This is a genomic window from Pseudomonas sp. PHC1 (assembly GCF_046487845.1).
Classification (GTDB): Bacteria; Pseudomonadota; Gammaproteobacteria; order Pseudomonadales; family Pseudomonadaceae; genus Aquipseudomonas; species Aquipseudomonas sputi.
The window spans coordinates 42,713-67,089 of sequence record NZ_JBJXHJ010000003.1; the positions used below are offsets into that span (position 1 = coordinate 42,713).

The following is a 24,377-nucleotide window of genomic DNA, read 5'->3' on the forward strand; positions in this document are numbered from 1 at the left end:
TCGAGAGACCGGGGGCGTTTTTGTTTGTCTGGCTTTCGACAGTCTCGTTCCCACGCTCTGCGTGGGAACGATCAGGCGTCGGGATCAGAAGCGCTCGATCGAACGGGAGTTCTGCACCCGCTCCACTTCCTTCGGCTTGTACGCGCAATAGCCAGGGCGCGGGCCGATCTTCGGGTGGTTGCGGCAGGTGTCCGGGCGCTTGTCATAAATGGTGCACAGGCGGCTCTTGCGATCCAGGTAGTAGCAATCGTTGTTGCTCATGCGCTGCAGGGTGAAGATCCCCGACTTCTGGTTGAAGCGCTCGACCAGACCTTCCTTTTGCAGGCGCTTGGCGATGTTCTTCGGCGGGTCGCCCAGTTCGAACTCATCGACCACACCAATACGCACCAGATCCTTGATCTTGACCTCGACTGGCAGCGTGCAGCAGCTGGAAACGCACGAGCCGCACATCGGGGCCGAATATTTGGCCCAGGTATCGAGACGGTCGATCTCGGCTGCGGCGATCAGGTTGGGCTTCATCATGGGTGTTTACCAGGCGTGTGCATCAGGGCGCGCGATCATACCGGGAGTGGTGGATTTTTGAACAACCTTTCGCCAGATTTTTTCTTCGTACGGTTGCAGGGGGCGACAATTCGGCACGGCCCCTGCATTCATTGAGGCATTCGCCAGAGTATTGCCGGTCGATCTCACACTCTCGGTAAAAACTGCCGAACCAGAGCCCTTACCGTCGGTCAGACCGTCTAGGCTCTGACAACTCCCCGCTCGCTCGAGGTCCTATCGATGACTCAAGAACCACTAGTTCGCGAAGCAGAGGTGGCCGCATTCCGCGACGCCGTCCTGACCAAACTCACCTACGCGGTGGGCAAAGACCCGGATCACGCCTTCGACCATGACTGGTTCGAAGCCATCGCCCTGGCGGCGCGCGATCACATGGTCGAGCACTGGATGGACCACACCCGGCAGATCTACCGCAAAGGCCAGAAGCGGGTGTATTACCTCTCGCTGGAATTTCTCATCGGTCGTTTGCTGTACGACAGCCTGAGCAACCTCGGTCTGCTGGACGTTGCCCGTGAGGCGCTGACCGAACTGGGCGTCGATCTGGAGCGCATCCGCATCCTGGAGCCGGATGCGGCGCTGGGCAACGGTGGCCTCGGGCGATTGGCGGCGTGCTTCATGGAAAGCATGTCGACCCTCGGTATCGCCGGCCACGGCTACGGCATTCGTTATGAGCACGGGCTGTTCCGTCAGGCCATCGTCGACGGCTGGCAGCAGGAACAGACCGAGCACTGGCTGGATTTCGGCAATCCCTGGGAGTTCGAGCGGCCGGAGGTGGCCTATCCGATCGGCTTTGGCGGCAGCGTCGAGACGGTGATCGACAGCGAAGGCAAATCGAAACAGGTCTGGCAACCGGCGGAAACCGTCCGGGCGATTGCCTATGACACCCCGGTGGTCGGCTGGCGCGGGGCGAGCGTCAACACCTTGCGCCTGTGGCGGGCGCGGGCCATGGAAGATCTGCACCTGGAGCGCTTCAACGCCGGTGACCACCTGGGCGCGGTCGCCGAAGTGGCCCGGGCCGAAAGTATCTCCCGCGTCCTCTACCCGGCGGACAGCACCGAAGCCGGGCAGGAATTGCGCCTGCGCCAGGAATACTTCTTCGTCGCCGCCTCGCTCCAGGATCTGCTGCGCCGTCATCGCAACATGCACACCTCGGTGCTGACCCTCGGCGATCACGCGGCGATCCAGCTCAACGACACCCACCCCTCGATCGCCGTCGCCGAACTGATGCGCCAATTGGTCGATGTCTACGACGTGGCCTGGGACGCGGCGTGGCAAGTCACCGTCGATACGCTGTCGTACACCAACCACACGCTGTTGCCTGAAGCGCTGGAGACCTGGCCGGTGGGGCTGATGGAGCGCATGCTGCCGCGGCACATGCAGATCATTTACCTGATCAACGCCCAGCACATCGATTCGCTGCGGGCCAAGGGCATTCACGATTTCGACGTGCTGCGCGCGGTGTCGCTGATCGAGGAAGACAACGGCCGCCGGGTGCGCATGGGCAACCTCGCGTTCCTCGGTTCCCACAGTGTCAACGGCGTGTCCGGGTTGCACACGCAGCTGATGCGCAAAACCGTGTTCGCCGAACTGCATAAGCTGTATCCGGAGCGGATCAACAACAAGACCAACGGCATCACCTTCCGCCGCTGGCTCTATCAGGCCAACCCGGAGCTGACGTCGATGCTGATCGACTCTCTCGGTCCAGACGTGCTCGACAACCCTGAAGAGCGCCTGCTCGATCTCGAACCGTTCGCTGAAAAGCCCGCCTTTCGCAAAGCCTTTGCCGAGCAGCGGTTGCACAGCAAAAAAGCCCTCGCTTACCTGATCCATGAGCGGCTGGGGATCGCGGTCAATCCGGCGGCGATGTTCGACGTGCAGGTCAAACGGATCCACGAATACAAACGCCAGTTGCTCAACCTGATGCACACCGTCGCGTTGTATCAGGCGATCCGTGCCGAGCCGGAAATCGACTGGGTGCCGCGCGTGAAAATTTTCGCCGGCAAAGCGGCGGCGAGTTATCACCAGGCCAAGCTGATCATCAAGCTGACCAACGACATCGCCCGGGTGGTGAACAACGACCCGACCGTGCGCGGCCTGCTCAAAGTGGTGTTCCTGCCCAATTACAACGTCAGCCTGGCAGAAAGCATCATTCCGGCGGCGGACCTGTCGGAGCAGATCTCCACCGCCGGTTTCGAGGCCTCGGGCACCAGCAACATGAAGTTCGGCCTGAACGGCGCGCTGACCATCGGCACCCTCGACGGCGCCAACGTGGAAATGTGCGAGAGCATCGGCGCCGAGCACATGTTCATCTTTGGCCTCAGTGCCCAGCAGGTCGAAGCGCGCAAGCAGAACCACGAGTTCAGCGCGGTGCCGGATATTGCCGCGTCCCATCGCCTCAACGATGTGTTGCAGGCGATCCGCAGCGGGGTGTTCTCGCCGGACGACACGTCGCGCTACACCGGGCTGATCGATTCGCTGGTGGATTACGACCGGTTCTTCGTCTGTGCCGATTTCGACTCGTACTGGGAGGCGCAGATGCGCGTCGATGCGCTCTGGCACGACGCCAATAACTGGTGGCGCTCGGCGGTGCTGAATACTTCGCGCATGGGCTGGTTCTCATCCGACCGGACCATCCGCGAGTACGCCACGGATATCTGGAAGGCACTGGAGTAACTTTTAGCGACAAATGTGCGCCCGGCCCCACGATTGTTGGGCCGGGCCGATATACTGAGCCTTGGTTCCGCCCCGCCACGGGGTTGCTCAGGGATATCGACCATGCAATGGATGTTCATGTTGATCGGGCTGCTGCTCGGCTGGCTGCTCGACGAGTCGTTCAGCGATGCGCTGTTGGGTGCCTTGCTCGGGCTCGCCACCGGCCAGGCGATGCGCATTGCCCGGCTCGGTTCACAGGCCGCCGAGCAACAGCGTCAGCTGGATCACGTGAAGATCGCGTTGCAGGGTGTCGAGCAGCGCCTGTTCCTGCTGGAAGGCGCTCCGGCGCATTCACCAGCGCCGCCGAGCGTCGCGCCGGCCAGCGTAACGGTCGTTGAACCCGCCATGGTAGTTGAACAACCCTCTTCCGCAGAACCCGAGCTGGTCTGGGAACTGCCGCCCGAACTCGAACCTGTTGCCGTCGCCGCCAGCGAATCCAGCCAGCCGCTGCCGGTCGATGCCTGGCGTCTGGACGCCGTTACGCCTGAACCCCGACAACCCGCCGAACCCCGTGGCCCGAACTTCATCGAGCGCGGCATCAGCGCTGCGCGCAACTGGCTGTTCGGTGGCAACACCGTGCTGCGGGTCGGCGTGGTGCTGTTGTTTTTCGGTCTGGCGTTCCTGCTGCGCTACGCCACCGAAGGCATGGTGGTGCCGATCGAGTTGCGTTACGCCGGGGTCGCGGCGGCAGCGCTGGGCTTGCTGGCGCTGGGCTGGTGGTTGCGCCATCGCAACAACAGCTACGCCTTGATGCTCCAAGGCACCGGGATCGCGGTGCTGTACCTGACGGTGTTTGCGGCGATGCGTCTGCATCCGCTACTCGATCCGTCTGCCGCGCTGGGCTTGCTGGTGGCGGTGACGGTGTTTTCGGCCATTCTGGCCATTACCCAGGATTCCCTCGCCCTGGCCTGCGTCGCCGCGCTGGGCGGGTTCGCCGCGCCGATCCTGACCTCGACCGGCGCCGGTAACCATGTCGCGCTGTTCAGTTATTTCGCTTTGCTCAACGCCGGCATTCTGGCCATCGCCTGGTTCAAGGCCTGGCGCCTGCTCAACCTGATCGGTTTCGTCGGCACCTTCGGTATCGGTTTTGCCTGGGGCCTGCGTTCGTACACGCCGGAACTGCTGTGGAGCACCGAACCGTTCCTGATTCTGTTCTTCCTGATGTACCTGGCCATCGGCCTGCTGTTCGCCCGGCGCAAATTGCTGGACATGCCGGACGCCCCAGAGGAGAGCGATCGCGAGGCGCTGCTGCACTGGTCGGCGCGCAAGGGTGACTACGTCGATGGGACGATGCTGTTCGGTCCGCCGCTGGTGGGTTTCGGCCTGCAATTCGCGTTGGTGCAGCATCTGGAATTCGCGGCTGCGTTCAGTGCGCTGGCGCTGGGCATGATTTATATGGCCCTGGCCAAAGTGTTGATGGGTGGCCGGGCGATGTTACTGGGCGAGACTTGCCTGGCGCTCGGGGTGATTTTCGCCAGCCTGGCGATTCCGCTGGGGCTGGATGCGCGCTGGACGTCCGCCGCGTGGGCGGTGGAGGGCGCGGGAATTTTCTGGCTCGGCTTGCGTCAGCACCGGCCGTTGGCCCGGGCCTTCGCGTTGCTGCTGCAACTGGGTTCGGCGCTGGCGTTTTTCAGTCAGTTGCGTGTTGGCGAAAGCAGCCTGCTCGACGCTGCGCCGCTGGGCGCGCTGATGCTGGGCGCGGCGTTGCTGTTCAGCTTCTATCAATTGCGCAAGGCGTTGCCGGAGCAGGTTTCGCCGTGGGAGCGTCAGGGGCTGCCGGCGCTGGCGTGTCTGGGGCTGACCTTCCTGTATCTGCTGGCGCCGCTGTTCTTCTTCACCCAGGGCACGGCGATCAGTTGGGCATTGGCCGGGCTGGCGACGTTGTTTGTTGGCTTGCGCCTGCAATCGCGCACGTTCCTGTTCACCGCGTTTGCCGTGCAGTTGCTCGGCGGGGCGTTGTTCCTGTTGCGCCTGCAAGGGGCGGGTGAGGGCTCGGCGGCCGTGTTCAGCGCGGGCTGGAGCGGTTTGCTCAGCGCTTCGCTGATCGGTCTGGCGCTGATCGCCGGCATGTTGCTGGCGGCGCGTGACGAGATGGTGCGCAGCGATGTGCGGCTGCTGCGCGGTTTGTCGGTGGTGCTGCTGGCGGGGCTGGTGCTGATCAATCTGGCGGTGCTGTTCGTGCTGCCGTGGCAGACCGCAAGCGCAGTGTGGGCGGCCAGTGGCTTGCTGATCATCTGGCTCAGTCTGTACCTCAAGCAGCGCGTGAGTTTTGTGTTCGGATTGTTGTTGCAGTTGATCGGCGGCGCGGCGTTTCTGCTGGCCGGCCCCGAGTTGCTCGGGCCGTTGTCCAGCGAGGGGCTGCGACCGCTGGCCCATGGCGGATTCTGGACGCCGCTGGTGCTGGGCCTGGCGGCAATGATCGGGGCGTGGCGCCTGCAATTGGGTAATCACGCCTCGGCGTTCGAGGTGCTGAGTCTGCAGCGACTGTCGGAAGTATTGCTGGTGTGGGGCGCCGGTTGGTGGGCGCTGGCGTGGGTCAGCGAAGTGCTGCGGTTTGCGCCGTTGAATCTGCAGGCGCCACTGTTGCTGCTGGTCGCTGCGCTGAGCGTCGCGTTGTGGACGCTGTTGGCCTTGCGTCTGAAATGGCTGTCGCTCGGTCTGCTTTGCACCTTGCTGATTCCGGCGGCCGGGCTGGTGTTGCTGGCCGCGTGGCATTCGCGTTTTCACCCGGCGGCGGACTTCGGCTGGCTGGCGTGGGCGGCGGTGTTCGTCGTGCATTTCATCAGCCTGCGACGTCTGGCACCGATGCTGCCGGCGCGGGCCCTGAGTACGGCGCATGTGCTCGGTTGCTGGCTGCTGATCGGCGTGCTGGCGCTGGAGTTGCGCTACGGCCTGCTGCTGTTGTCCGAGCAATACAATGCCTGGCGCTGGCTGGGTTGGGCGATTCTGCCGAGCGTGTATCTGTTGCTGATGGCTGCACCGCATCAGTGGCCATGGCCGGTGGCGGCGTTCCCTCGCGAATATCGCCTGTACGCGGCGGCGCCGCTGGCGGTGCTGATGCTGGTCTGGTTCTGGCTGGCCAATGGCATCAGCGATGGCAACGCCGAGCCGCTGCCTTACGTGCCGCTGCTCAACCCGCTGGAATTGGGTCTGCTGTTTGCGCTGTTCGGGGTTTACGTCTGGTCGCGCAGTGCCGTTGCCGAGCTGTCGATCCGCCAGGATTACGCGGCATACGCGACGCAACTGATTGCCGGCGTTTCGCTGTTCGCGTTCTGCACTGCGCTGGTCACTCGCGCCGCGCACCATTGGGCCGGCATTCCGTTCGAGCTGGATCTGCTGCTCGACTCGATGCTGGTGCAGGCCGGTTTGTCCATCGTCTGGACGCTGATGGCGCTCGCGCTGATGATCGGCGGGCACCTGCGCCATCGCCGCGAAGTGTGGCTGATCGGTGCGGCGCTGATTGCGCTGGTGGTGGCCAAACTGATTTTTGTCGAATTGAGCAACCGTGGCGGACTGGCCCGGATCGTCTCGTTCATCGGCGTCGGCGTGTTGCTGCTGGTGGTGGGCTACTTTGCGCCGCTGCCGCCCAAACGCGCCGAAGTTGCACCGGCGGCGGACAAACCGACCCCGGAAACCGAAGGAGTGTCGTCTTGAGTCGCAAGCTTAATCTCGGGTGGTTGTTGCTGGGGGTAGCCATGATGGCCGGCGCCCAGGAAAAACCGGCGGACTTCGCCGCGCAAGTGCCGTTGTCGGTCAGCGGTTCTGGCCCGTGGTATCGCCTCGAACTGCCGCTGAGCGTGCAGTTGCAGGCGCGTCAGACTGATCTGAGCGACCTGCGGGTGTTCAACGCCGCCGGAGAGCCGCAGGCCTATGCGCTGGCCCGGGAGTCGGCGCAGACCCGCGACGATGGCCAGTTGCATGAGGTGAAGTGGTTCCCGCTGTACAACTCGGCGGATGCCACCGAACGCGCGCCAAGCGTGCGCGTGCAATCCACCACTACGGGCACGCTGGTGGAGGTGCAGCCGTCCAGTCAGCTTGAAGCGGGCGAGGAAGTGCTGCGTGGCTGGCTGCTCGACGCCAGTGCGATCAAGGCGCCGTTGCAGCAACTGATCCTCGACTGGACCAGCGAGCGCGACGGCTTCCAGCGTTTCAGCATCGAGGCCAGCGACGACCTGCAGCACTGGCAAACCTGGGGCGAAGGCCAGGTCGCGCGCCTGACCTTTGCCGACGAACGGGTCGAGCAGCATGAAGTGGCGCTGCCGGGGCAGTCGGCGCGGTATTTGCGTCTACTGTGGGATTCGCCGGCCTCGGCGCCGGTCCTGACGTCGGCGCAATTGAAAAGCAGCGACCCGCGCAACCTGCCGCTGCCACTGGTCTGGTCGCCGGCACTGGGCGGCAGCAGCGGCAAGGCCGGGGAGTACACCTGGCAGTTGCCGATGGGGCTGAACATCGAGCGCGTGCAGGTCGAACTGAAGCAGGCCAACAGCCTGGCACCGGTGACACTGTCGGGGCGTCGCGACAGCAGCCTGCCGTGGCAACCGCTGAGCAGCGGCTTGCTCTATCGCCTGACCCAGAATGGCCAGGACGTGGTGCAGAACGAATTGCAGCTCTACGGCCAGACCGTGCAGCAGTTGAAACTCACGGTCGACGAACGCGGCGGCGGTCTCGGCGAGCAGGCGCCGAGCGTGAAATACGCGGTGCGCGCCACTCAGGTGATCTTCCTTGCACGCGGCGACGGGCCTTACAGCCTGGCGCTGGGCAATCCGACCGTGAAGACGGCGAACCTGCCGCTGACCACGCTGATCCCCGATTTCAAACCGGAGAAACTGGCGACGCTGGGCAAGGCCACGGTGCAGGGTGAAGCGCTGGTGACTCAGACCTCGACGGCCACCACGGCTGCGACCACCGACACCCACTGGAAGACGTTCGGCCTGTGGGCGGTGTTGCTGCTCAGTGTGCTGTTTCTGGCGGTGATGGCCATCAGTCTGCTGCGCAAGCCGTCGGCCAAATCCTGAATATGACGGGTGTAACCTCCACACCCGTCGGGTTTCCAACTACGCTGGATCCGGTGCCTGAACTCTCTCGGTTCGATCACGTCTGATAGCAGGAATTGCCCCCGACGCACGTTACCGGGCGTCATTGCTCGCTACGGTTTCAGACTCCCTGTAAACTGCGCGGGTTTTTAGCCCCCCATTCCACCGGAGCCGTCCATGTCCCGCGTTACCCTGAGTCGCTATTTGATTGAGCAGACCCGCAGCAACAACACTCCTGCCGATCTGCGTTTCCTGATCGAAGTGGTGGCGCGTGCCTGCAAGGAGATCAGCCACGCCGTGTCCAAAGGCGCCCTGGGTGGCGTTCTGGGCAGCATGGGCACGGAAAACGTACAGGGCGAAGTGCAGAAGAAGCTCGACGTGCTGTCGAACGAAATCCTGCTCGAAGCCAACGAGTGGGGCGGTCACCTGGCCGGCATGGCGTCCGAAGAAATGGACAACGCCTACCAGATTCCGGGCAAATACCCGAAAGGCGCCTACCTGCTGGTATTCGACCCGCTGGACGGTTCGTCGAACATCGACATCAATGCCCCGGTCGGCACCATCTTCTCCGTGCTGCGTTGCCCGAACGAATACCTGAGCCAGAACGAAGCCCTGGATGAAAAGGCCTTCCTGCAGCCGGGTACCCAGCAGGTGGCTGCCGGTTACGCCATCTACGGCCCGCAGACCATGCTGGTGCTGACCCTGGGCCACGGCGTCAAAGGCTTCACCCTGGACCGCGAAATGGGCAGCTTCGTGCTGACCCACGAAGACATCACCATTCCTGAAACCACCCAGGAATTCGCCATCAACATGTCCAACCAGCGTCACTGGGAAGCTCCGGTACAGCGCTACGTTTCGGAATTGCTGGCCGGTGAAGAAGGTCCGCTGAAAAAGAACTACAACATGCGCTGGGTCGCGGCGATGGTTGCCGACGTGCACCGCATCCTGACCCGCGGTGGTCTGTTCATGTACCCGCGTGACAGCCGCGAGCCGTCCAAGCCAGGCAAACTGCGCCTGATGTACGAAGCCAACCCGATGTCGTTCCTGGTGGAACAGGCAGGCGGCGCTTCCACCGACGGCCACCAGCGCATCCTCGACATCAAGCCTGAAGGCCTGCACCAGCGCGTCGCGGTGTTCCTCGGCTCGAAAGAAGAAGTCGCCCGCGCCACGGCTTACCACAAGGAATAACCCATGACCGCGCCCTGGCAGCCGTTGCTCGATTGGTGGTTCGGTCATGCCGAATCAGCCACTGAAGTTTCGGCGCAACAGGGCAAGTTGTGGTTTGGCAAGAAAGACAGCCAGGACCTCGAAGCGCGTGAGCGTTTCGGGGTCTTGTTCGATCAGGCCCTCGCTGGCGAATTGACCGAGTGGACGCAATGTCCCGAAGGTTGGCTGGCGGTCGTGCTGTTGCTCGACCAACTTCCGCGAATGATCTTTCGCGACACACCCAAGGCTTTTTCCGGCGATCTACGGGCGCAGAAACTGGTTGCTCAGGGAATTGCTGCAGACTTCGATCGGCAGTTGAAACCGATCCAGCGACTCTTCATCTACCTCGTCTTCGAACATTGCGAAAACCTCGCAGTGCAGAATGAAGCCGTCTCGCGATTCATTGATCTGGTGGCTGAGCAGCCGGAGGCGGAGCGCGGGGTGTTTGCCGACAACCTGGATTATGCCGAGCGGCATCAGAAGGTGATTGCGCGGTTTGGACGGTTTCCGCATCGCAATGCGGTGTTGGGGCGGGAGTCTACGGTTGAGGAGCTGGAGTTTTTGAAAGAGCCGGGGTCGCGGTTTTAGGGCGATTTTCGGCAGCCTCTAAAACCGGCCCTCACCCTAACCCTCTCCCGGAGGGAGAGGGGACTGACCGCGTTGTTCTTTCGATATACATCGACCTGAACTATCCAGTCGAACTCAGGTTTGAAAAGCTTGAAGATCTGCTCCCTTTCCCCCTCGCCCCCCTGGGGGAGAGGGATGGGCGGGCGGCGTTCCGATGAGGGGGTAGCTCTTGATCTTGATCTTAGATCCTGAAGCTGCCCACCAACTGCTTCAACCGCGCCGCCTGCTGCTCCAGATCCGCACAAGCGCGCAACGTCGCCTGCAAGTTTTCCACACCTTCCTGATTCAGCGTGTTGATCTCGTTGATATCAACGTTGATCGACTCGACCACCGCCGTCTGCTCTTCCGTTGCCGTCGCCACCGACTGGTTCATGCCGTCGATCTCGCCGATGCGCTGGGTCACGCTGCCCAGGCGTTCGCCGGCCAGGTTGGCGATGCCGACGCTGCTTTCGCTCTCACGCTGGCTTTCGGTCATGATGCCGACCGCCTGACGCGCGCCGACCTGCAGCTCTTCAATCATCTTCTGCACTTGCTGCGCCGAATCCTGGGTGCGGTGCGCCAGGTTGCGGACTTCGTCGGCGACCACGGCGAAACCGCGACCGGCCTCACCGGCACGAGCCGCTTCAATGGCCGCGTTGAGCGCCAGCAGGTTGGTCTGTTGGGAGATGCTGGTGATCACTTCCAGAATCTGCCCGATGTTCACGGTGTTGCTGTTCAGGGTTTCGATATTGCCGCAGGAGTCGCTGATCTTTGCCGACAGTTGCTGCATCGCATGGATGGTTTTATCCACCACCTGCTGGCCGTCTTCGGCCAGGCTGCGCGCATCGCTGGAATGTTGCGAGGCGAGGGCGGCGTTCTGGGCAATTTCCTGGGCGGCGGCGCCGAGCTGGTTGATCGCGGCGGCCACGCTGTTGGTGCGCGAGGCCTGCTGGTCGGAGTTGAACATCGACGAGTTCGATGCAGCGACCACGCGCAGCGCGACTTCATTGACTTGCCCGGTGGCCGACGACACTTCGCGGATCGAGGTGTGGATACGCTCGACGAAACGGTTGAACGACAGCCCCAGCGCACCGAATTCATCGTGGCCGTGGATGGTCAGGCGTTTGGTCAGGTCACCTTCGCCTTCGGCGATGTCATGCATGGCGCGGCCCATGGTCAGCAGCGGCTGCATCAGCACGCGGATCAGCATGCCGAGCAGGGCGATGATGATCACCACGGCAATGACCATGGCGATCAGCGCCGAGGTACGGAATTCGCTGAGCATCGAGAACGCGGTGTCCTTGTCCAGCACCAGCGCCACGTACCAGTCGGCCGACGGCACGCCGTTGACGCGGGTGAAGGAGATTAGCTGGGTCTTGCCGTCGAACTCGACCTCTTTCAGGCCCGGGCTGACTTTCGGTGCACCGTTGGGATAGGCCTCGGCCAGGGTCTTGAGCACCAGTTTGCTGTCCGGGTGGATCAGGATCTTGCCGTCGGCGCCGACGATGAACGCATGGCCGTGGCCGCCGAAGTTCAGCGAGTTGATGATCGCGCTGATACTGGACAGGTCGATGTCGGCACCGGCCACACCGATCATCTGGCCCTGGCGCTGCACCGGGGTGGCGACCGTGATCACCAGTTTGCCCGAGGAAGCTGCGATGTACGGTTCGGTGACGATGGTCTGTTGTGCTGTGTTGGCTGCCTTGTACCAGCCTCGGGCGCGCGGGTCGTAATCCGGCGCACGGTTGCCGGCCGGGACCGAGAACATCACGCCGTCGGCGCCGCCAAAGTAGCTGAGCTGGAAGTTGCCGGTGTAGGCGGGCAGGTCGATGATGCGTTTCAGGCTGGCCGGGGCGTTGCCGTCGGCGACAACTTGCTGCGCCATCGATTGCAGCAACTGGATGCGGCTTTCCAGCCAGGTCTGGATGTTGCTGGTGGTCAGGCTGCCCAGTTCCTGCATCGACGCTTCGGTGCTGCTCTGCAGGGCTTCGCGCTGGCGATAGTCGTTGAACAAAATGAAACAGGCGAACGCAACGGCCACCACAAGGGCGGCAGCCAACAAGATCTTGTGGCTGAATTTCATGTTTCTGGTCATTAAGGGAGCTACCGCGAAGGGGCTGGTCAAGAAAGGGCGGCAATTTGCCACAGTCCGGGGCTTTGCGCTGCTGTTATTTCGACCACGGCGCGCCAAAGATTAGGCGGTTTTGGCGAAAGGCGACGAAATGCGCAACAGCCCGATGAACTGTCTGATTTTGCCGACAAAAGCCGGACGAGCGGGCGAATAAATAGCCAGTGTCGCAGGGAACCAGACAGGGGTTTTCTCTTCTAAGCTTCTGGTTGGCACCATGCCACCCCCCTTCCGTTCCAGGAGTTACCCCATGTCGCTGCGATCTATCGCCCTTCTGTCGTTTTGCGTGCTGTTGGCCGCATGCAGCAAGGTCAATCAGGAAAACTATTCGAAGCTCTCGGCCGGCATGGCCAAGGCCGAGGTCGAGACGCTGCTCGGCAAGCCCACCGATTGCTCGGGCGCGCTCGGCATGTCCAGTTGCACCTGGGGCGACAAGAACAGCTTTATCAGCGTGCAGTACGCCGGTGACAAAGTGCTGATGTTTTCCGGCCAAGGCCTGAAGTAAACCGGGGCCACGCGCCCACGGGAGAAAAACAATGAAGCGGTTATTGCTTGTCCTTTTGGCCGGCCTGGTATTGGCCGGCTGCGCCACGTCCGGTGAAGATCCGCTGGCGCCGAAGACGGTCAACAGTGTCAATCTCAAGCGTTACCAGGGCACCTGGTACGAACTGGCGCGTCTGCCGATGTATTTCCAGCGCAATTGCGCGCAATCCGAAGCCCGTTACTCGCTCAAACCCGACGGCAATATCGCGGTGTACAACCGCTGCCTGACGGCAGACTGGCAGTGGGAAGAGGCCAAAGGCACGGCCTATCCCCAAGTGCCGGGCAAGACTGACAAGCTGTGGGTCGAGTTCGATACCTGGTTCTCGCGCCTGATTCCGGGTGTGGCGAAGGGGCAGTACTGGGTGCTGTATGTCAGCGATGACTACAAGACTGCCCTCGTGGGTGACCCGAGTCGTCGCTACCTGTGGCTGTTGTCCCGCACGCCGACCGTCAACGGTGTGGTGCGTGAGGAACTGCTGAGCAAGGCACGTCAGCAGGGTTACGACACCACGCGCCTGATCTGGCGGGCGTCGGATCAGCAGATGGCCAAGACGTCCAACTGACGCGCAACAAAAAACCTGTGGAGGTTGCCCTCCACAGGTTTTTTTATGTCAGCCCAAAAGGTCTCGCAGAACCTGGGTGAAGGCGCGATTGCTGTCCTCCTCCCCGGCATGTCGCCCCTCTCGAACAACCCACTGACCGTTGACCAGCACGTCGCGCACCTGACGGTCACCGCCGGCAAACAGCCAGCGGTTCAGGATCCCGTCACCACTGGCGGTGGCCAGATACGGATCGCTGCCATCGAGCACAATCCAGTCGGCACGTTTGCCGACCTCCAGCGCACCGATCGGCTGGCCCAACGCCTGAGCGCCACCGTCCAGCGCCGCGTCATACAACGTGCGCCCAACCATTGGCTGATCCGCGCCATACAAGCGGTTGCGTCGCTGATCGCGCAGGCGCTGGCCGTATTCCAGCCAACGCAGTTCTTCCACCACGCTCAACGACACATGGCTGTCGGAGCCGATACCCATGCGCCCGCCCTGGGCGAGAAAATCCACCGCCGGGAAAATCCCGTCGCCGAGGTTGGCCTCGGTGGTCAGGCACAGGCCGGCGATGGCGCGACTCTTGGCCATCAGCGTGACTTCTTCCGGATTGGCGTGGGTCGCGTGCACCAGGCACCAGCGCTGATCGACTTCGGTGTTCTCGTACAGCCATTGCAGTGGACGGCGACCGCTCCAGCTCAGGCAGTCATCGACTTCCTTCTGTTGCTCGGCGATGTGGATGTGTACCGGGCATTGCTTGTCGCTGGCCGCCAGCACTTCGCTGATCTGCTGCGGCGTGACCGCGCGCAACGAGTGGAAGCACAGGCCCAGCGACTGGGCCTGTTGCTGCGCCAGCAGCGGCTGCAGACGCGATTGCAGCTTCAGGTAATTTTCGGTGCTGTTGATGAAGCGGCGCTGACCTTCGTTCGGCGTCTGGCCGCCGAAACCACTGTGGCTGTAGAGCACCGGCAGCAAGGTCAAACCGATACCGGCCGAGCTGGCCGCCTGGCTGATGCGCAATGCCAGTTCGGCCGGGTCGGCGTAAGGCTGGCCGTTGTTGTCGTGGTGGACGTAATGGAATTCGGCGACCGAGGTATAACCGGACTTGAGCATTTCGATGTACAGCTGACGGGCGATCACACCGAGCTGGTCCGGGCTGATTTTTCCGACGAGCCGGTACATCAGATCGCGCCAGGTCCAGAAACTGTCGTTGGGATTGCCGGCCACTTCCGCCAGTCCTGCCATCGCTCGCTGGAACGCGTGGGAGTGCAGATTGGGCATCCCCGGCAGCAGCGGACCGCTCAGCCGTTCGGCGCCATCTGCGGTGGAATCGGCCTGGATTCGGGTCAGCACGCCATCGGCGCTGACCTCGAGACGTACATGGTTGGCCCATCCGTTAGGCAGCAGCGCGCGTTCGGCGAAGAAGGCGGACATGGTTCAGTACCCCATCGTGTGTTATTTGTATATACATATACAGACGTTTGCCTGCCCGGTAAACTCCGGCAAGCTAGCCACTTTCACCAATGAACAGGGATCCACCGTGCCGACTCCGCCTCCAGTCTCCCCGTTGGCCGCGAACATGGGCGACAGTCCGGCGCCCTTGTACGCCCGCGTCAAACAGATGATCACCCAGCAGATCGACAGCGGTAACTGGCCGCCACATTACCGCGTGCCGTCGGAAAGCGAGCTGGTCAGCCAGTTGGGCTTCAGCCGCATGACCATCAACCGCGCACTGCGGGAAATGACCGCCGACGGTCTGCTGGTGCGTATGCAAGGCGTCGGCACGTTTGTCGCCGAACCGAAGAGCCAGTCCGCGCTGTTCGAAGTGCACAACATCGCCGACGAAATCGCCTCCCGTGGCCATCGCCACACCTGTCAGGTCATCACTCTGGAAGAAGAGGCCGCCGGTTCCGAGCGCGCGCTGGCGCTGGACATGCGCGAAGGGCAGAAGGTGTTTCACTCGCTGATCGTGCATTACGAAAACGACATTCCGGTGCAAATCGAAGACCGCTTCGTCAACGCGCTGGTCGCCCCTGACTACCTCAAGCAAGACTTCACCCTGCAAACGCCTTACGCCTATCTGAACCAGGTCGCGCCGCTGACCGAAGGCGAGCACGTGGTCGAAGCGATCCTCGCCGAAGCGTCCGAATGCAAACTGCTGCAGATCGAAAAGGGCGAGCCGTGCCTGTTGATCCGCCGTCGTACCTGGTCGGGTCGTCAGCCGGTGACGGCGGCGCGCCTGATTCACCCCGGTTCTCGTCATCGTCTGGAAGGGCGTTTTCATAAATGAATGGTTTGAAGGTTTTACGCGCCGAAGGCTACCCGCGCATGCCGTGGAAAAACGGCGGCGGCAGCACCGAGGAAATCACCCGTGACGCCGGTGCCGGCCTCGACGGTTTTGGTTGGCGCCTGTCGATTGCCGACATCGCCGAATCCGGTGGTTTCTCGACTTTCGCCGGTTACCAGCGGGTGATCACGGTGTTGCAGGGCGACGGCATGACCCTGTGTGTGGACGGCGACGATACTCGGCCATTGTTACCCCTCGACCCGTTTGCCTTCAGCGGCGAAAGCCAGGTCTCCTGCACCTTGCTTGGCGGCGCGATCCGCGACTTCAACCTGATCTATGCGCCCCAGCGTTACCGCGCACGGCTGCAATGGCTGGAGGGCGAGCAGCGGTTTTTCAGTTCGGCGAGCACCGTGCTGGTGTTCAGTGTCAGTGAACTGCTGGAGGTCACGGTCGGTGACAGTGCATCGCAACTGGGTCGCCATGACTGTCTGCAACTGGACGGTAACACCGGGCTGACCGAGATTGCCGTCACGGCCGGCTGCTGCGTGATCGAACTGTCCATGCGCTGATTCTCTCCCACGGATCGTTCCCATGCTCTGCGTCACAAAGCGGACGCGGAGCGTCCATGGCGGCATTCCCGCGCAGAGCGTGGGAACGATCAAACTGTGAAAGACCGCTGCTTTGAAAGCAGCGGTTTTTTTTCGTCCCGACGTTCCCGAAATGCGCACCAACTTGTTACCGAACGCCCCAGCGTGGCGCAAAACCACGCTTTCGTAACAACCTCGCGCCGCCCTCAATTCACCCCACGAAAAATTTCATGAACGCCAGAACCCTTGATTCAGGCGCTCTGCAGACCTGTCCGGGATTTTTGTTGAACAGCCCTCCAACAAGTTGGCCGCTTGATTGCATATGCTTGTATGTACAAGTAAAGACGTATGCGTATGAGTCAATCGAGACTCTCCGCAGCGTCCACTGATTCGCTTGTCGCGCACTGAGGCGCACAGGCTGCTTGCCCACTGCCAGGGTTGGTTTGAATTGATCGCTGAGGAGTCTTTTTCGTGACTGACAATAAGCCTACTAAGTTTCGTAATGTTGAGATCCGCGCCGCCCGCGGCAACAAGCTGACCGCCAAGAGCTGGCTGACCGAAGCGCCGCTGCGCATGCTGATGAACAACCTCGACCCGGAAGTCGCCGAGAACCCGAAAGAGCTGGTGGTCTACGGTGGCATCGGCCGCGCTGCGCGTAACTGGGAGTGCTACGACAAGATCGTCGAGAGCCTGACCCACCTCAACGAAGACGAAACCCTGCTGGTGCAATCGGGCAAGCCGGTCGGTGTGTTCAAGACTCACAGCAACGCCCCGCGCGTGCTGATCGCCAACTCCAACCTGGTGCCGCACTGGGCGACTTGGGAGCACTTCAACGAACTCGACGCCAAAGGCCTGGCCATGTACGGCCAGATGACCGCCGGCAGCTGGATCTACATCGGCAGCCAGGGCATCGTCCAGGGCACCTACGAAACCTTCGTTGAAGCCGGCCGCCAGCACTACAACGACAACCTCACCGGCAAGTGGGTACTGACCGCCGGCCTCGGCGGCATGGGTGGGGCCCAGCCACTGGCCGCGACCCTCGCCGGTGCCTGCTCGCTGAACATCGAATGCCAGCAGATCAGCATCGATTTCCGCCTCAAGACCCGCTACGTCGACGAGCAGGCCACAGACCTCGACGACGCGCTGGCCCGCATCGCCAAATACACCTCCGAAGGCAAGGCTGTTTCCATCGCCCTGTGCGGCAACGCCGCTGAAATCCTGCCGGAACTGGTCAAGCGCGGCGTGCGTCCGGACATGGTCACCGACCAGACCAGCGCCCACGACCCGCTCAACGGTTATCTGCCGGCCGGCTGGACCTGGGACGAATACCGCGCCCGCGCCAAGACCGAGCCAGCCGCTGTGGTCAAGGCCGCCAAGCAATCGATGGCGGTGCACGTCAAAGCCATGCTCGACTTCCAGAAGATGGGCGTGCCGACGTTCGACTACGGCAACAACATCCGTCAGATGGCTCAGGAAGAAGGCGTCGAAAACGCATTCGATTTCCCTGGCTTCGTACCGGCCTACATTCGTCCGCTGTTCTGCCGTGGCATCGGCCCGTTCCGCTGGGCGGCGCTGTCGGGTGATCCGCAAGACATCTACAAGACCGACGCTAAAGTCAAAGAACTGATCCCGGACGACGCCCACCTGCACAACTGGCTGGACATGGCGCGCGAGCGCATCAGCTTCCAGGGTCTGCCGGCGCGTATCTGCTGGGTCGGCCTGGGCCTGCGCGCCAAGCTCGGTCTGGCGTTCAACGAAATGGTGCGCAGCGGCGAGCTGTCGGCCCCGATCGTGATCGGTCGCGACCACCTCGACTCCGGCTCGGTCTCCAGTCCGAACCGTGAAACCGAATCGATGCAGGACGGCTCCGATGCCGTCTCCGACTGGCCGCTGCTCAACGCGCTGCTGAACACCGCGAGCGGTGCGACCTGGGTGTCCCTGCACCACGGTGGTGGCGTCGGCATGGGCTTTTCCCAGCACTCGGGCATGGTGATTGTCTGTGACGGTACTGACGAAGCGGCCGAGCGTATCGCTCGCGTGCTGCACAACGACCCGGGCACCGGCGTCATGCGTCACGCCGATGCCGGTTACCAGATCGCCATCGACTGCGCGAAGGAGCAGGGCCTGAACCTGCCGATGATTACCGGCAAGTGAATATCGGCGGGAGCGGGCACCCTCGCTCCCACAGGGCCACAACACTAACCAGAACAATCCACAGAGGTTGAATCATGGCGGGCAACACCGATCGTGCAGGCAGTAAACCGTTGATCGAAAGGCGTTCGATCGACTACATCCCGGAAGCGGAAAGACACGGTCGTCTGTTCAGTCAGTTCACCCTGTGGATGGGGGCCAACCTGCAAATCACCGCGATTGTCACCGGGGCCCTGGCCGTGGTGCTGGGCGGCGATGTGTTCTGGTCGTTGATCGGTCTGCTGATCGGGCAACTGCTGGGTGGCGGGGTGATGGCGCTGCATGCGGCGCAAGGGCCGAAGCTTGGCCTGCCGCAGATGATTTCCAGCCGGGTGCAGTTCGGCGTTTACGGCGCGGCGATTCCGATCGTGCTGGTGTGCCTGATGTACCTCGGTTTCACCGCCACCGGAACCGTGCTGTCCGGTCAGGCGCTGGGCCAGTTGTTCGGGGTCAGCGACACTGTCGGCATCCTGCTGTTCGCCAGCGTCATCGTCGCGGTCACGGTGCTCGGTTATCGGGTGATCCATTGGATCGGCCGTATCGCCAGTGCCATTGGCGTGATTGCTTTCGTGTACCTGTTCAGCCGTTTGATGAGTCAGGTGGACGTCGGTGCTCTTCTGCAAATCCGCCACTTCAGCTGGAGCAGTTTCCTGCTGGCGGTGTCGCTCGCGGCCTCCTGGCAGATCGCTTTCGGCCCATACGTGGCGGACTACTCGCGCTACCTGCCGAGCAAGGTGTCTTCGGTGAAAACCTTTTTCGCCGCCGGTGCCGGTTCGGTGATCGGTGCGCAGGTGGCGATGATTCTCGGTGTGTTCGCGGCCGCTTCGGCCAACGGGCAATTCGCCGGTCATGAAGTCGCCTACATCGTCGGTCTGGGCGGGACCGGTGCCACCGCCGCGCTACTGTATTTCAGCATCGCGTTCGGCAAGGTCACCATCTCGACCCTGAACTCCTATGGCAGCTTCATGTGCATCGCGACCATCATCAGCGGCTTCCGAGGCCACGTGACGGTCACCCGGATGCAGCGTCTGGGGTTCGTGCTGGTGATCGTCGGCGCGGCGACCCTGATCGCGCTGCTCGGCCAGCACTCGTTCCTCGGTGCGTTCAAGTCTTTCATCCTGTTCCTGCTGGCGTTCTTCACGCCCTGGAGCGCGATCAACCTGGTGGACTACTACTGCATCACCCGCGAGCGCTACGACGTACCGGCGCTGGCGGATCCGAACGGTCGCTACGGCCGCTGGAACCTCCTCGGTATCAGCATTTATGTGTTCGGGGTGCTGGTGCAGCTGCCGTTCATTTCCACCAAGTTCTATACCGGTCCATTGGTAGCGGCTCTGGGGGATGTGGATATTTCCTGGATCATCGGTCTCGTGCTGCCCGCAGCGCTGTACTACGTCTGCGCGAAAAAATGGCACGGCACCGTACCCGACCGACTGATTCTGCCCGTCGAGCAGCACAGCGTTGTACAACCTAAAACAAGCGGGGCCGGTCGCGCTGCGGCGCAGGCCTGATCTGGACGTGGACAGGGCTGGATGCCTCTTGACTGCCGTAAGCCAATTCATGATTAGGAGCGTCACAACAATGAAATCGAACAAGACCCTGCTGACCACTTTGCTTTCCATGGGCCTGCTGGCCAGCGCCGGCGCGACTCAGGCCGCCGGCTGGTGCGAGTCCGGCAAACCGGTGAAATTCGCCGGCCTGAACTGGGAAAGCGGCATGCTGCTGACCGACGTTATGCAAGTGGTGCTGGAAAAAGGTTACGACTGCAAGACTGACAGCCTGCCGGGCAACTCCATCACCATGGAAAACGCCCTGAGCAGCAACGACATCCAGATCTTCGCCGAAGAATGGGTCGGCCGCAGCGAGGTCTGGAACAAGGCCGAGAAGGCCGGCAAGGTGGTCGGCGTCGGCGCCCCGGTGGTGGGCGCGATCGAAGGCTGGTACGTGCCGCGCTACGTGATCGAAGGCGACGCCAAGCGCAAGCTGGAAGCCAAGGCGCCGGACCTGAAAAACATCGCCGACCTGGGCAAATACGCCGCTGTCTTCAAGGACGCCGAAGAGCCTTCAAAGGGGCGTTTCTACAACTGCCCGGCCGGCTGGACCTGCGAGCTGGACAACAGCGAAATGCTGAAAAGCTATGGCCTGGAAAGCAGCTACACCAACTTCCGCCCGGGCACCGGTCCAGCCCTGGATGCGGCGGTGCTGTCGAGCTACAAGCGTGGCGAGCCGATCCTGTTCTACTACTGGTCGCCAACCCCGCTGATGGGCCAGATCGACGCAGTGAAACTGGAAGAGAAACCGGGCGTCGACAAGACCGTGACCATCAAGGTCGGTCTGTCCAAGACCTTCCACGAACAAGCGCCGGAGCTGGTGGCCGTGCTGGAAAAGGTCAACCTGCCGATCGACTTGCTGAACCAGAACCTGGGCCGCATGGCGAAGGAACGTATCGAGTCGCCGAAACTGGCGAAAATCTTCCTCAAGGAACATCCTGAGGTCTGGCATGCGTGGGTGAGTGAAGACGCTGCCAAGAAAATCGACGCGGCGCTGTAGGTGGAATTCCTCCCGGCCAACCGAGAGGCTGGCCGGGGTGTTCGCCGCCATCGCTTGATTGAGTTTCCTGATTGAGAGCCGCTTATGTTTCCCGAAAGCTTTACCTTTTCCATCGCCGACTGGGTCAACGGTTGGGTCGATGCGCTGGTCACCAACTACGGCGATGTGTTCCGCCATATCTCCGACACCCTGCTGTGGGCCATCGTCAATCTTGAAGGCCTGCTGCGCGCCGCGCCGTGGTGGTTGATGCTGGCCATCGTCGGTGTCGTGGCCTGGCACGCAACGCGCAAAGTCGTGACCACTGCCGTGATCGTCGGTCTGTTGTTCCTGGTCGGGGCCGTCGGTCTGTGGGACAAGTTGATGCAGACCCTCGCGCTGATGATGGTGGCGACGGTCATTTCGGTGCTGATCGGCGTACCGCTGGGGATTCTCTCGGCGCGCAGCAATCGCCTGCGTTCGGTGCTGATGCCGCTGCTCGACATCATGCAGACCATGCCGAGCTTCGTGTACCTGATTCCGGTGCTGATGCTGTTCGGCCTGGGCAAGGTGCCGGCGATTTTCGCCACCGTGATCTACGCCGCGCCGCCGCTGATCCGCCTGACCGATCTGGGCATCCGCCAGGTCGACGGCGAAGTGATGGAAGCGATCAACGCCTTCGGCGCCAACCGCTGGCAGCAACTGTTCGGCGTGCAACTGCCGCTGGCCCTGCCGAGCATCATGGCAGGGATCAACCAGACCACCATGATGGCCCTGTCGATGGTGGTGATCGCCTCGATGATCGGTGCCCGTGGCCTGGGTGAAGATGTGCTGGTGGGCATTCAGACCCTCAACGTCGGACGCGGGCTGGAAGCCGGTCTGGCGATCGTGATTCTCGCAGTGGTCATCGACCGCATTACCCAGGCGTATGGTCGGCCACGGCATGAGGTGAGCAAATGAGCAACGCAACCGTGAGCAAGATCGAAGTCAAAAACGTCTTCAAGATTTTCGGCAACCGCGCCAAGGATGCCCTGGCGATGGTCGGCCAGGGCAAGACCAAGGATCAGGTGCTGAACGAAACCGGTTGCGTGGTCGGGGTCAACGACTTGTCCCTGAGCATCGGTACCGGCGAGATCTTCGTGATCATGGGCCTGTCCGGTTCCGGCAAGTCGACCCTGGTGCGCCACTTCAACCGCCTGATCGACCCGACCAGCGGCGCGATCCTGGTGGACGGCGTGGACATCCTGCAATACGACATGGACGCCTTGCGCGAATTTCGCCGGCACAAGATCAGCATGGTGTTCCAGAGCTTCGGCCTGCTGCCGCACAAGACCGTGCTCGACAACGTCGCCTACGGCCTGAAAGTGCGCGGCGAGACCAAGCAACTGTGCGCCGAACGCGCGCTGCACTGGATCAACACCGTGGGCCTCAAGGGCTACGAAAACAAATACCCGCACCAGCTCTCCGGCGGCATGCGCCAGCGTGTAGGTCTGGCCCGCGCATTGGCGGCGGACACCGACATCATCCTGATGGACGAAGCGTTCAGCGCGCTGGATCCGCTGATCCGCGCCGAGATGCAGGACCAGTTGCTGGAGCTGCAAAAGACCCTGCACAAGACCATCGTCTTCATCACCCACGACCTCGACGAGGCCGTGCGCATCGGCAACCGCATCGCGATCCTCAAGGACGGCCGCCTGATTCAGGTCGGCACGCCGAAAGAGATTTTGCATTCGCCGGCGGACGAGTATGTCGACCGGTTCGTGCAGCGGCGGTCGGCGGTGGTTTAAAGGTTTACGGCAGGCTCGTTCCCACGTCGAACCGTCTGCGTGGGAATACATCCCGTGACGATCAGGTTAAAGAGGTTTTAGATGTCCCAGGCTGAAAAAATCGTGATCGCCGACGCTCCGATGCGTTGGCAGGATGTGGTCGCAGTCGCTCGTCATGGTGCGCCGCTCGAGCTGTCGGCTCAGACCTGGGCGCGCATTGAAAACGCGCAGGGCATCGTCCAGCGCATCGTTGCCAGCGGCGAGCGCGCCTATGGCGTGAACACCGGGCTCGGCGCGCTGTGCAACGTCTCGCTGAAAGACGAACAGCTCAGCCAGCTGTCGCGCAACACCTTGCTCAGCCATGCCTGCGGCGTTGGTCCGGTGCTGGCCGATGAGCAGACCCGCGCGATCATGTGCGCGGCGATTCGCAACTACAGCCACGGCAAATCCGGGATTCATCGCCGGGTGGTCGAAGCGCTGCTGGCGCTGCTCAATCGCGGCATCACCCCGCAAGTGCCGTCCCAGGGCTCGGTGGGTTACCTGACTCACATGGCACACATCGGCATCGCGCTGCTGGGCGTGGGCAATGTCAGCTATCGCGGGCAGGTCGTGTCCGCGCAGCAGGCGCTGGCCGAAGAAGGCCTGCAACCGGTACAGCTCGGGGCGAAGGACGGCCTGTGCCTGGTCAACGGTACACCGTGCATGACCGGCCTCGGTTGCCTGGCGATTGCCGACGCCACGCGTCTGGTGCAATGGGCCGACGTGATCGGCGCCATGAGCTTCGAAGCCCAGCGCGGCCAGATTGCCGCGTTCGATGCCGAGATCATCGCGCTCAAGCCGCATCCAGGCATGCAGCAGGTCGGCGTCAATCTGCGCGCCTTGCTCGATGGCAGCGAAGTGATCGCTGCGAGCAAAGGTATTCGCACTCAGGATGCCTTGAGCATCCGCTCGATCCCGCAGGTGCACGGCGCCGCCCGCGATCAACTGGAACACGCGATCAAACAGATCGAAACCGAACTCAACGGCTGCACCGACAACCCCTTGCTGTTGGGCACGCCGGACGACTTCCGGGTGATGTCCCAGGCCAACCCGCACGGGCAATCGGTGGCGTTGGCGGCGGATCTGCTGGCGATTGCGATGGCTGAAATCGGCTCGATCGCCGAGCGACGTCTGGATCGCCTGATCAACCCGCACGTCAGCGGTCTGCCGGCGTTTCTGGTGGCCAATCCGGGGGTGAACTCCGGGATGATGATCGTGCAATACGTCGCTGCGTCGCTGTGCGCGGAAAACCGCCAGTTGGCGCAACCGGCGGTGCTCGACAACTACGTCACCTCGGGCCTGCAGGAGGACCACTTGAGCATGGGCACCAACGCCGCGCTGAAGCTTCTCCGCGCGCTGGAAAACTGCACGCAGATTCTTGCCATCGAGTACCTGCTGGCGGCTCAGGCGTTTGAATTTCTCAAGGAACAGCGCTTTGGCACCGGCACTGATGTGGCGTGGCGGCTGCTGCGCGAAAAAGTCCCGGCCTACGATCAGGACCGCTGGCTGGCGCCGGATATCGCCGCTGCCGCAAGCGTTCTGAAAGACCCGGATCTACTGCACAACGCATTACCGAATCTGCACTGACAACTACCCATACCAGCGTGCCAAGGCGCGGATCGTCCAAAAGACGAGAAGCGACGGATAACGGAAT

Annotated in this window: 18 protein-coding genes and 1 pseudogene; 15 read left to right on the top strand and 4 right to left on the bottom strand. The window is 62.3% G+C overall.

Translation table 11 applies throughout. From position 1 onward, the window contains the following. Positions 1 to 84: 84 nt before the first annotated feature. Positions 85 to 522, bottom strand: coding sequence for a YkgJ family cysteine cluster protein (locus ACKJSM_RS05270; RefSeq protein WP_007952500.1), 438 nt, complete (start codon positions 520 to 522; stop codon positions 85 to 87). 258 nt (positions 523 to 780) lie between these two features. Between ACKJSM_RS05270 and ACKJSM_RS05275 the strand changes: the two genes are divergently transcribed. The 5 genes from ACKJSM_RS05275 (at position 781) to ACKJSM_RS05295 (ending at position 10,097) form a co-directional block, all read left to right on the top strand. Further along, complete coding sequence (locus ACKJSM_RS05275; RefSeq protein ID WP_236182514.1) at positions 781 to 3,231, top strand: glycogen/starch/alpha-glucan phosphorylase; 2,451 nt, start codon at positions 781 to 783, stop codon at positions 3,229 to 3,231. 102 nt (positions 3,232 to 3,333) lie between these two features. Then, positions 3,334 to 6,924, top strand: coding sequence for a DUF2339 domain-containing protein (locus ACKJSM_RS05280; protein ID WP_410236831.1), 3,591 nt, complete (start codon positions 3,334 to 3,336; stop codon positions 6,922 to 6,924). Continuing rightward, positions 6,921 to 8,285, top strand: a complete 1,365-nt coding sequence (locus tag ACKJSM_RS05285; protein WP_410236832.1) for a DUF3999 domain-containing protein — start codon at positions 6,921 to 6,923, stop codon at positions 8,283 to 8,285. The genes ACKJSM_RS05280 and ACKJSM_RS05285 overlap by 4 nt, the downstream gene beginning before the upstream one ends. Before the next feature lie 195 nt (positions 8,286 to 8,480). Beyond that, positions 8,481 to 9,491, top strand: coding sequence for a class 1 fructose-bisphosphatase (locus tag ACKJSM_RS05290; protein ID WP_236182511.1), 1,011 nt, complete (start codon positions 8,481 to 8,483; stop codon positions 9,489 to 9,491). A 3-nt stretch (positions 9,492 to 9,494) separates the two neighbouring features. Then, a complete protein-coding gene (locus ACKJSM_RS05295; RefSeq protein WP_410236834.1) occupies positions 9,495 to 10,097 on the top strand; it encodes a DUF924 family protein in 603 nt (200 codons plus the stop codon). Between the two features lie 220 nt (positions 10,098 to 10,317). Here ACKJSM_RS05295 and ACKJSM_RS05300 read toward each other — a convergent pair whose 3' ends face one another. Together ACKJSM_RS05300 and ACKJSM_RS05305 are read right to left on the bottom strand one after the other, a co-directional pair. Further along, positions 10,318 to 11,082 (bottom strand): methyl-accepting chemotaxis protein, encoded by a 765-nt coding sequence (locus ACKJSM_RS05300; RefSeq protein WP_371857895.1) that lies wholly within the window; start codon positions 11,080 to 11,082, stop codon positions 10,318 to 10,320. Between the two features lie 93 nt (positions 11,083 to 11,175). Further along, a pseudogene (locus ACKJSM_RS05305) lies at positions 11,176 to 12,210 on the bottom strand (cache domain-containing protein); the annotation flags it as partial. A 283-nt stretch (positions 12,211 to 12,493) separates the two neighbouring features. Here ACKJSM_RS05305 and ACKJSM_RS05310 point away from each other — a divergent pair. Then, the gene (locus ACKJSM_RS05310) at positions 12,494 to 12,748 is read left to right on the top strand and encodes a hypothetical protein (protein ID WP_007952486.1); all 255 of its coding nucleotides are present in this window, start codon (positions 12,494 to 12,496) and stop codon (positions 12,746 to 12,748) included. Positions 12,749 to 12,779: 31 nt separating this feature from the next. Then, positions 12,780 to 13,349, top strand: a complete 570-nt coding sequence (locus ACKJSM_RS05315; RefSeq protein WP_236182508.1) for a lipocalin family protein — start codon at positions 12,780 to 12,782, stop codon at positions 13,347 to 13,349. A 48-nt stretch (positions 13,350 to 13,397) separates the two neighbouring features. Here the strand turns inward: ACKJSM_RS05315 and ACKJSM_RS05320 are convergent, their stop codons facing one another. Next, the gene (locus ACKJSM_RS05320) at positions 13,398 to 14,762 is read right to left on the bottom strand and encodes a formimidoylglutamate deiminase (protein ID WP_410236835.1); all 1,365 of its coding nucleotides are present in this window, start codon (positions 14,760 to 14,762) and stop codon (positions 13,398 to 13,400) included. Between the two features lie 145 nt (positions 14,763 to 14,907). Between ACKJSM_RS05320 and hutC the strand changes: the two genes are divergently transcribed. The 8 genes from hutC (at position 14,908) to hutH (ending at position 24,310) form a co-directional block, all read left to right on the top strand. After that, the gene (gene hutC, locus ACKJSM_RS05325) at positions 14,908 to 15,618 is read left to right on the top strand and encodes a histidine utilization repressor (RefSeq protein ID WP_236182522.1); all 711 of its coding nucleotides are present in this window, start codon (positions 14,908 to 14,910) and stop codon (positions 15,616 to 15,618) included. Beyond that, a complete protein-coding gene (locus tag ACKJSM_RS05330; protein ID WP_410236836.1) occupies positions 15,615 to 16,184 on the top strand; it encodes a HutD family protein in 570 nt (189 codons plus the stop codon). Before hutC ends, ACKJSM_RS05330 begins: the two co-directional genes overlap by 4 nt. 489 nt (positions 16,185 to 16,673) lie before the next feature. Next, on the top strand, positions 16,674 to 18,356 hold the full coding sequence (gene hutU, locus ACKJSM_RS05335) for a urocanate hydratase (RefSeq protein WP_236182505.1): 1,683 nt from the start codon (positions 16,674 to 16,676) through the stop codon (positions 18,354 to 18,356). A 74-nt stretch (positions 18,357 to 18,430) separates the two neighbouring features. Continuing rightward, positions 18,431 to 19,903 (top strand): purine-cytosine permease family protein, encoded by a 1,473-nt coding sequence (locus ACKJSM_RS05340; RefSeq protein ID WP_410236837.1) that lies wholly within the window; start codon positions 18,431 to 18,433, stop codon positions 19,901 to 19,903. 70 nt (positions 19,904 to 19,973) lie between these two features. Beyond that, a complete protein-coding gene (locus tag ACKJSM_RS05345) occupies positions 19,974 to 20,942 on the top strand; it encodes an ABC transporter substrate-binding protein (RefSeq protein ID WP_410236838.1) in 969 nt (322 codons plus the stop codon). An 84-nt stretch (positions 20,943 to 21,026) separates the two neighbouring features. After that, positions 21,027 to 21,878, top strand: coding sequence for an ABC transporter permease (locus ACKJSM_RS05350; RefSeq protein ID WP_007952475.1), 852 nt, complete (start codon positions 21,027 to 21,029; stop codon positions 21,876 to 21,878). Beyond that, positions 21,875 to 22,705, top strand: coding sequence for a glycine betaine/L-proline ABC transporter ATP-binding protein (locus ACKJSM_RS05355; RefSeq protein ID WP_236182502.1), 831 nt, complete (start codon positions 21,875 to 21,877; stop codon positions 22,703 to 22,705). Before ACKJSM_RS05350 ends, ACKJSM_RS05355 begins: the two co-directional genes overlap by 4 nt. Positions 22,706 to 22,786: 81 nt before the next feature. Next, positions 22,787 to 24,310: a histidine ammonia-lyase gene (gene hutH / locus ACKJSM_RS05360; RefSeq protein ID WP_410236840.1), complete on the top strand. Its 1,524-nt coding sequence runs from the start codon at positions 22,787 to 22,789 to the stop codon at positions 24,308 to 24,310. The last annotated feature ends 67 nt before the right edge of the window (positions 24,311 to 24,377 follow it).

What these genes read in the sequence shown, in the direction of transcription:
- ACKJSM_RS05270 (WP_007952500.1), bottom strand. Translation starts at nt 522, where the DNA reads ATGATGAAGCCCAACCTGATCGCCGCAGCCGAGATCGACCGTCTCGAT.
- ACKJSM_RS05275 (WP_236182514.1), top strand. Translation starts at nt 781, where the DNA reads ATGACTCAAGAACCACTAGTTCGCGAAGCAGAGGTGGCCGCATTCCGC.
- ACKJSM_RS05280 (WP_410236831.1), top strand. Translation starts at nt 3,334, where the DNA reads ATGCAATGGATGTTCATGTTGATCGGGCTGCTGCTCGGCTGGCTGCTC.
- ACKJSM_RS05290 (WP_236182511.1), top strand. Translation starts at nt 8,481, where the DNA reads ATGTCCCGCGTTACCCTGAGTCGCTATTTGATTGAGCAGACCCGCAGC.
- ACKJSM_RS05295 (WP_410236834.1), top strand. Translation starts at nt 9,495, where the DNA reads ATGACCGCGCCCTGGCAGCCGTTGCTCGATTGGTGGTTCGGTCATGCC.
- ACKJSM_RS05300 (WP_371857895.1), bottom strand. Translation starts at nt 11,082, where the DNA reads ATGTTCAACTCCGACCAGCAGGCCTCGCGCACCAACAGCGTGGCCGCC.
- ACKJSM_RS05310 (WP_007952486.1), top strand. Translation starts at nt 12,494, where the DNA reads ATGTCGCTGCGATCTATCGCCCTTCTGTCGTTTTGCGTGCTGTTGGCC.
- ACKJSM_RS05315 (WP_236182508.1), top strand. Translation starts at nt 12,780, where the DNA reads ATGAAGCGGTTATTGCTTGTCCTTTTGGCCGGCCTGGTATTGGCCGGC.
- ACKJSM_RS05320 (WP_410236835.1), bottom strand. Translation starts at nt 14,762, where the DNA reads ATGTCCGCCTTCTTCGCCGAACGCGCGCTGCTGCCTAACGGATGGGCC.
- hutC (WP_236182522.1), top strand. Translation starts at nt 14,908, where the DNA reads ATGGGCGACAGTCCGGCGCCCTTGTACGCCCGCGTCAAACAGATGATC.
- ACKJSM_RS05330 (WP_410236836.1), top strand. Translation starts at nt 15,615, where the DNA reads ATGAATGGTTTGAAGGTTTTACGCGCCGAAGGCTACCCGCGCATGCCG.
- ACKJSM_RS05340 (WP_410236837.1), top strand. Translation starts at nt 18,431, where the DNA reads ATGGCGGGCAACACCGATCGTGCAGGCAGTAAACCGTTGATCGAAAGG.
- ACKJSM_RS05345 (WP_410236838.1), top strand. Translation starts at nt 19,974, where the DNA reads ATGAAATCGAACAAGACCCTGCTGACCACTTTGCTTTCCATGGGCCTG.
- ACKJSM_RS05350 (WP_007952475.1), top strand. Translation starts at nt 21,027, where the DNA reads ATGTTTCCCGAAAGCTTTACCTTTTCCATCGCCGACTGGGTCAACGGT.
- ACKJSM_RS05355 (WP_236182502.1), top strand. Translation starts at nt 21,875, where the DNA reads ATGAGCAACGCAACCGTGAGCAAGATCGAAGTCAAAAACGTCTTCAAG.
- hutH (WP_410236840.1), top strand. Translation starts at nt 22,787, where the DNA reads ATGTCCCAGGCTGAAAAAATCGTGATCGCCGACGCTCCGATGCGTTGG.